Origin of the sequence: Streptomyces abyssomicinicus, assembly GCF_008974245.1 — a bacterium.
Lineage (GTDB): Bacteria > Actinomycetota > Actinomycetes > Streptomycetales > Streptomycetaceae > Streptomyces > Streptomyces abyssomicinicus.
The window spans coordinates 123,163-129,586 of record NZ_BBZI01000006.1; the positions used below are offsets into that span (position 1 = coordinate 123,163).

The 6,424-nt window shown below is 72.2% G+C and carries 2 protein-coding genes; both read left to right on the plus strand.

Features of this window, described 5'->3' with window-relative positions:
- The coding region (locus GBN72_RS08285; protein WP_218042039.1) for a type I polyketide synthase at nucleotides 1-2,631 on the plus strand (2,631 nt) is incomplete at its 5' end.
- A gap of 72 nt (nucleotides 2,632-2,703) precedes the next feature.
- Nucleotides 2,704-6,424, plus strand: a 3,721-nt coding sequence (locus GBN72_RS08290) for a type I polyketide synthase (RefSeq protein WP_151771930.1), incomplete at its 3' end; no start/stop codon positions are given.

Genomic DNA, 6,424 nt, shown 5'->3' on the forward strand with positions numbered 1-6,424 from the left:
CCGTTCCTCGATGCTTCCGTGGCCGTGGCGGGGTCCGACGGCCTGCTGTTCAGCGGCCGGATCGGTCTCGACACCCACCCGTGGCTGGCGGACCACGCCGTCCTCGGCACGGTGCTGCTGCCGGGTGCCGCGTTCGTCGACCTTGCCGCGCACGTCGCGCTGGCGGCCGGCTGCGACCGGGTCGAGGAGCTCACCATCGCCGCCCCCCTGGTGCTCGAGGCCACGGCGTCCGTGGTCCTGCAGCTCTGGGTCGGACCCGCCGACGAGAGCGGGCGGCGTCCGCTGGAGATCCACTCCCGTCCGGCCTCCAGCGCCACCGCGCCGTGGAGCCGTCACGCGGGTGGCGTTCTCGCGGTCGACGCGCCTTCCGCTTCCGAGGGCCGGACGATGGCCGAGTGGCCGCCGCGTGGGGCCGAGCAGGTCCCGGTCGACGGGGTCTACGACGCCATGAACGACATCGGTTACGGCTACGGGCCGGTCTTCCAGGGCCTGCGTGCCGTGTGGACGGCCGAGGACGAGGTCTTCGCCGAGGTGGCGCTGCCCGAGGACGCGTGGGAGGAGGGGAGCCGATTCGGGCTGCACCCGGCACTGCTGGACTCCGCCCTGCACGCCATCGGGGTCAGTGGAGGATCCCTCGCCGAGGGTGGCCGACTTCCCTTCGCCTGGTCGGGCATCAGCCTGTACGCGGTGGGCTCGTCCGCGCTGCGGGTCCGGATCACCACCGCCGACAACGGTGAGGTGTCGCTCGATCTCGCCGACAGCGACGGAATGCCGGTCGCCCGGATCGACTCGCTGGTCATGCGTCCCCTCAGCGCGGGGCAACTCGACGCCCCCTCCCGGAGCAGCGGTTCCGACTCGGTGTTCGAGATCGAATGGGTCTCGGGCCCGGCCGTCGGACGGGCCGAGGCGCCGGCCGTTGTCCCGGAGGTCATCGAGGTACCCGTCTCGAGCCTCGACGGTGACGTTCCCGCGGCCGTGCGGGCAGTCGCCGCCGACGTGCTGACCCGGCTGCAGGAGTGGCTCGCGTCGAGTGAGCAGGACGGGCGTCTGGTCGTCGTCACGCGTGGCGCGGTGGCCGCGAACCGGGCCGAGGAGGTGACGGACCTCGTCGCCGCGACGGTGTGGGGCCTCGTGCGCTCCGCGCAGTCCGAGCACCCCGACCGGATCGTCCTCGTCGACACCGACGGGTCGACGGAGGACCTGCTCAAGCTCTCCTCCCTCGGCGAGAGCCAGCTCGCCATCCGTGCGGGTGAGGTTCTGGTTCCCCGGCTGGCCCGCACCACCACGTCTGCTGACGCCACCCTGCCGGCCGCCGAAGGGGCGGTTCTGGTCACGGGTGCCGGCGGCGCGCTGGGCGGCCTGGTCGCCCGGCACCTCGTCACCACCCACGGTGTGCGGGACCTCGTCCTCGTTTCGCGTCGCCCCTCCACCGCGTTGGTGGAGGAGCTGCGGGAGCTGGGTGCCGACGTGCGGTGGGCGTCCTGCGACGTCACCGACCGCGACGCCCTGGCCGCACTGGTCGGTGAGCTGACCGCGCCCGACGGCCCCGGCCTCGCCGGTGTGGTCCACGCCGCGGGCGTCGTAGACGACGGCGTTCTGGAGTCCCTCACCCCCGAGCGACTGGCCACCGTGCTGCGGCCCAAGGCGGATGCCGCCTGGCACCTGCACCAGTTGACCGCCGACCTGGACCTCGCCTTCTTCGTCCTCTACTCCTCCGCCGCCGGCACCTTCGGCGGACCCGGCCAGGCCAACTACGCCGCCGCCAACGCCTTCCTCGATGCCCTCGCCACCCACCGCCACACCACCGGTCTGCCCGCCACCTCCCTCGCCTGGGGCCCCTGGGCCGACAGCGGCATGCTGGGGGAGCTCACCCCGGCGGACATCGCCCGCATGGCGCGGGCGGGCCTCGTTCCGCTGAGCGCCGACCAGGGCCTCGACCTGTTCGACCTGGCGGTGGCCACCTCCGCCGAGGAGCGGCCGCACCTGCTGGTCGCCCGTCTCACCCCGAACGAGTCCCAGGTGCGGCCGGACATGCTTCCCCCGCTGCTGCGCCCGTTCTTCCGGGCGGCCCTGCGCAGGCAGGCAACCAGTGCCCAGCGGCCCGCCGCCGAGTCCGCTGCCGCGCTGAAGGAACGTCTCGCCCGGTGCTCCGAGGACGAAGCCCACCGCCTGGTGCTCGACCTCGTCCGGGACGCCATCGCGGCCGTGCTCGGTCACTCCTCCGCGGCATCGGTGGAGGTGAGCCGCGGTTTCCTGGAGATCGGCTTCGACTCCCTCACCGCAGTCGAGTTCCGCAACCGGGTCAACCAGCTCACGGGCCTGAAGCTGGCGGCCACGCTGATCTTCGACCACCCCTCTCCCGAGGCGCTCGCCCGCCACCTGCTGGCGGAACTCGCCCCCGGAGGCAACGTCACCGCCCTGACGCTGCTCAGCGAACTCGACCGGCTCGAGTCCTCGCTCGCGGCGGTGCCCGCGGACGACGACGACCGGTCCCAGGTGACGGAGCGCCTCCGTGGACTGCTCGCCGCCTGGACGGACAGCAGGCCCGACGGCGACGACGTCGCCGACCTCGACTCCGCGACCGCGGACGAACTCTTCGATCTTCTCGACGGCGAGCTGGGACTTTCCTGACCCCGTACGGCGGCCCCTTCGCGGGGGCCGCCTTCCGTCGATCCTGCCTCGCCCTTCAAGGAGTGCCACCTCATGCCGAACGAGGAGAAGTACCTCGCCTACCTCAAGCGCGCCACGGCGGATCTCCGCGAGGCGCGCACCAGGCTGCGGGAGTACGAGGACCGGGACCGTGAGCCCATCGCCATCGTCGGCATGGCCTGCCGTTATCCCGGAGGGGTCACCTCCCCGGAGGACCTGTGGCGCCTCGTCCAGGCCGGCGGTGACGCGATAGCGGAGTTCCCGGACGACCGGGGATGGGACGTCGAGCACCTGTTCGGCGACGGTGAGGCCGGGACCTCGAACGCTCACGCCGGAGGCTTCCTCGAGGGCGCCACGGTGTTCGACCCGGCCTTCTTCGGCATCTCACCGCGTGAGGCCCTCGCCATGGACCCGCAGCAGCGTCTGCTGCTGGAGGCGTCCTGGGAGGTCTTCGAGCGGGCCGGCATCGATCCGGCCTCGGTGAAGGGCAGCCGCACGGGTGTCTTCGCCGGCCTGATGTACCACGACTACCTGACGCTGATGCAGTCCCTTCCCGAAGGCGTCGAGGGTTACCTCGGCACCGGCACCTCCGGCAGCGTGCTCTCCGGCCGGGTCGCCTACATCCTGGGCCTGGAGGGGCCGGCGGTGACGGTGGACACGGCGTGCTCGTCGTCGCTGGTCGCCCTGCACTTGGCCGTCCAGGCGCTGCGCAACGGCGAGTGCTCGATGGCGCTGGCGGGCGGCGTCACCGTCATGTCGACGCCCGGCACCTTCGTCGACTTCAGCCGGCAGGACGGGCTCTCCTTCGACGGGCGCTGCAAGTCGTTCTCGGACGACGCGGACGGCACCGGCTGGTCCGAGGGCGTGGGCGTGCTGCTGGTCGAGCGTCTGTCGGACGCCCGCCGCAACGGTCACCGGGTGCTGGCGGTGGTGCGGGGTTCGGCCGTCAACCAGGACGGCGCCAGCAGCGGCCTGACGGCGCCGAACGGGCCGTCGCAGCAGCGGGTGATCCGCCAGGCGCTGGCCAACGCCCGTGTTCCGGCCGCCGACGTGGACGTGGTGGAGGCGCACGGCACGGGCACGACGCTGGGTGACCCGATCGAGGCGCAGGCGCTGCTGGCGACCTACGGCCAGGACCGCCCGGAGGACGGGCGGCCGCTGTGGCTGGGTTCGCTGAAGTCCAACATCGGCCACGCCCAGGCGGCGGCGGGTGTCGCCGGGATCATCAAGATGGTCATGGCGATGCGTCACGGTGTGCTGCCCCGGACGCTCCACGTGGAACGCCCGTCGACCCAGGTGGACTGGTCGGCGGGTGCGGTGGAGCTGCTGACGGAGGCGCGGGAGTGGCCGGAGACGGGTGAGCGCCCGCGCCGGGCCGCCGTCTCCTCGTTCGGCGTGAGCGGGACCAACGCCCATGTGGTCCTCGAGCAGGCGGTGGCCGAGGAAGAGCCGGAGCCGGCCGGTGAGCCGGAGGTCGTCCTCCCCGTGGTGCCGTGGGTGCTGTCGGCGAAGTCGCCGGAGGCACTGGCGGACCAGGCGGGACGCCTGCTGGCCCAGGTCCGGGAGAACGCGGAGCTTGCACCGCTGGACCTGGCCTGCTCGTTGGCCCTCACCCGTTCGCATTTCGAGCGGCGTGCGGCGGTGGTGGGCTCCGGCCGGGAGGACCTCGTGCAGGGCCTGGAGGCGATCGCCTCCGGTGCGGTGACGGGCACGGCCGCGCGGGGCGGCGGGCGTTCGGCGTTCCTGTTCTCCGGCCAGGGGTCGCAGCGGGCGGGGATGGGCCGGGAGCTGTACGAGGCGTTCCCGGTGTTCGCGGACGCGTTCGACGCGGTCTGCGCGGAACTCGACAGGCACCTGGACCGGCCGGTGAAGGAGCTGGTCTTCGACGCGGAGTCGGACCTGCTGGACAGGACTGTGTACACGCAGGCCGGTCTGTTCGCCGTCGAGGTGGCCCTGTTCCGGCTGGTGGAGCACTGGGGTGTCACCCCTGACTACCTGCTGGGCCACTCCATCGGTGAGCTGGCTGCCGCGCACGTCGCGGGCGTCTGGTCGCTGGAGGACGCGGCCGCGCTCGTCGCCGCCCGCGGTCGGCTGATGCAGGCCCTGCCCGAAGGCGGCGCGATGGTCGCCGTCCAGGCGACCGAGGACGACGTCCTGCCCCTGCTCACCGACAACGTCTCCATCGCCGCCCTCAACGGCCCGAACTCCGTCGTCATCTCCGGCGACGAGAACGAAGTACTGGCGATCGCTGACCAGTTCGAGAAGTCGAAGCGGCTGCGGGTGAGCCACGCATTCCACTCGCCGCGCATGGAGCCCATGCTCGACGAGTTCCGCACCCTCCTGCGGGCGGCCACCTTCCACGCCCCCCGCATCCCGATCGTCTCCAACCTCACCGGTGAAACGGCGGGCGAGGAGCTGCTGACCGCCGACTACTGGGTGAACCACGTCCGCCAGGCGGTCCGGTTCGCCGACGGCATCCGGTACCTGGAAGCCCAGGGCGTGAGCACCTACCTGGAGCTGGGCCCGGGCGGGGTTCTGTCCGCCATGGCCCAGGAAAGCGTGGCCGAGGCCGCGTTCGTCCCGGCCCTGCGCAAGAACCGTTCCGAGACCGACGCCGTCGTCACTGCTCTTGCCGAACTCCACACCCACGGCGCCACCGTCGACTGGACGGCCTACTACGCCGGCACCAACGCCCAGCAGATCGACCTCCCCACCTACGCCTTCCAGCACCAGCACTACTGGCCCAAGAGGTCGTTGCAGGCGATCGACATCTCCGGCGTCGGTATGAGCGCTGCTGAACACCCGCTGCTCGCGGGAGCGGTGGTGCTGGCCGGTGAGGATGTTTCGTTGTTCACGGGTCGGTTGTCGTTGGAGTCGTATCCGTGGCTGGCGGATCACGCTGTGTTCGGGACGGTGCTGCTGCCGGGGACCGCGTTCGTGGAGCTGGCTCTGCATGCCGGTGAGCGGGTCGGCTGCCCGGTCCTGGACGACCTCACGCTGGAGACTCCGCTGGTCCTGCCCGAGCGTGGCGGGGTGAGTCTGCAGGTGGTGGTCGGCGCGGCCGAGGACGGCGGACGCCGTCCGGTCACCGTGCACTCCTCGCCCGCGGGCGACGACAGCGACTCCTGGACCCGGCACGCCTCCGGCTACCTCACCCCCACCACGCCGGTCGCGGCGGGTGTCGTGCTCACCGAGTGGCCGCCGCGCCAGGCGGAACCCATCTCGGTGGAAGGCCTGTACGAGGTCCTCGCGGATGCCGGGTTCGGTTACGGCCCGGTGTTCCAGGGCCTGCGCGGCGTGTGGCGGCGGAAGGGGGAGGTGTTCGCGGAGGTCGCGCTGCCGCAGGAGGCGTGGGCGGAAGCCGGCCGCTTCGGGATCCACCCCGCCCTGCTGGACGCCGCCCTCCACGCCATCGGCATCAGCGGCCTGCCCACCGGAATCGACGGCCCCGGCCTGCCCTTCGCATGGAGCGGCGTCCAGCTGAACGCGGTCGGCTCACCCGTCCTGCGCACCCGCATCACCACCAACAACGGCGGCATCGCCCTCGACCTGGCCGATGCCACCGGCACGCCCCTCGGCCGCATCGACACCCTCACCCTGCGCCCCGTCACGGCCGAACAGCTCGACACCACCCCCACCCACGACTCCCTCTTCCACCTCGACTGGCAGCACCTCACCGCCACCCCGGCGGAAGCCCCTGCACACGCAACCCTCCTCGAGATCCCTGCCTCGGACATCGACGGTGACGTCCCGGCAGCTGTGCAGACCGTCCTCG